This window comes from Roseateles sp. (genome assembly GCF_049240545.1).
Classification (GTDB): Bacteria; Pseudomonadota; Gammaproteobacteria; order Burkholderiales; family Burkholderiaceae_C; genus Paucibacter_A.
In genome coordinates this window covers 1-1,443 of record NZ_JBMLSK010000348.1, presented here as the reverse complement: position 1 = coordinate 1,443, position 1,443 = coordinate 1, and the positions used below count along the sequence as shown (strand labels likewise).

General features: G+C 68.5%; 1 protein-coding gene. It reads left to right on the top strand.

Translation table 11 applies throughout. The features are described from left to right. A partial coding sequence (locus ACOVRJ_RS21480; RefSeq protein ID WP_422045859.1) for a transposase occupies nt 1-1,443 on the top strand: 1,443 nt, incomplete at both ends.

The window sequence follows — 1,443 nt, the reverse complement described above, 5'->3', positions numbered from 1 at the left end:
ATGTGCGCTGGGACGAGACAGCGCAAGCCACGCCGCACGGGCAGATCGTGTTCTTCGCGGAGTTTCTGGCCACCGCCGGTGTGTTTGACCGCTGGGTGCAGGACTGCCCGCTGCACTACAGCAGCCCCAATGCATCGCGGCCGCGCGATGTGCTGGGCACGCTGATGCTGGGCATTCTGGCTGGAGCCAAGCGCTACGCGCACATTGCCGGCGTGCGCGGCGACGCCGTGGCGGCCAAGGCGCTGGGCCTGCGCGGCATGGTCAGCGAAGACTCGGTGCGCCGCGCACTGGCAGCGCTGGCGCCCGAGGCCAGCGAGCCGTGGATGCGCGGCGCGCTGAAGAGCAGCGTGCGCCAGGCCTTGGATCGACCGTGGGTGCTGGACCTGGACGCCACCATCAAACCGCTGTACGGGCATCAGGAAGGTGCCGAGGTCGGCTACAACCCGCACAAGCCGGGCCGCCCGAGCCACGTGTTGCACACCTTCTGGGTCGGCAACCTGCGCCTGGTGCTCGACGCGGTGCTCAGCTCGGGCAAGCGGCACAGCTCGGGCCATGGCAAGGCGGCAATGGCGCGACTGCTCGACGAGTTGGGCGAGCAGGCCCCGGCGCTGGTGCGCGGGGACTGCGGCTACGGCTTTGAGGACATCATCGATGTGTGCGAGCAGCGCGATCTGCGCTACCTGCTGCGCCTGCGCAAGACGGCCAACGTCAAGCGGTTGATCGAGCGGCTGTTCCGGCGCCAGGACTGGACGCGTGCCACCGAGGCCAGCCAGGGCTGGCAGGCGATCGAGGACGAGTTGCGCCTGAGCGGCTGGAGCAAGGCGCGCCGCGTGGTGGTGCTGCGCCGGCGCATCCAGCACGACATCGCCGTCACGGCCAAGGCCGCGGCAAAGAAGCGTGGCCAGCCCGAGGCCAACGAACAGTTCGTGCTGGCCCTGCCGCACGACCCGGTGCAAGACAACGCGCAGGTCTGGGAATACACCGTACTGGCGACCAACCTGACCTACGATCTGGCCGCCATCGGCCAGCTCTATCGCGACCGCTGCGACTGCGAGAACGGGTTCGACGAGTTGAAGAACCAGTGGGGCTGGGGCGGCTTCACCACGCAGGACATGCATCGCAGCCAGGTGAGCGCGCGCGCGGTGGCGCTGGTCTACAACTGGTGGAGCTGGTACGTGCGGGCAGCCCACCCGCAGGCCCGGCGCGAGGCGCTGACCAGTCGGCCACTGCTGCTGGCGGCCGTGGGGCGTGCCACCCACAGCGGCAACCAGACGACGCTGTACCTGACGCCGATGCACGCTGAAGCAGGGTTGATCAAATCGATGATCGCCAATGTTCACGCGGCCCTGCAGCACGTCAAGGCCGCTGCGGAGCAGTTGCCAAAGTTGGACCGCTGGCGCCTCCTGCTGGCCTACATCTGCCAGCGCATCGTCGGACAGATCG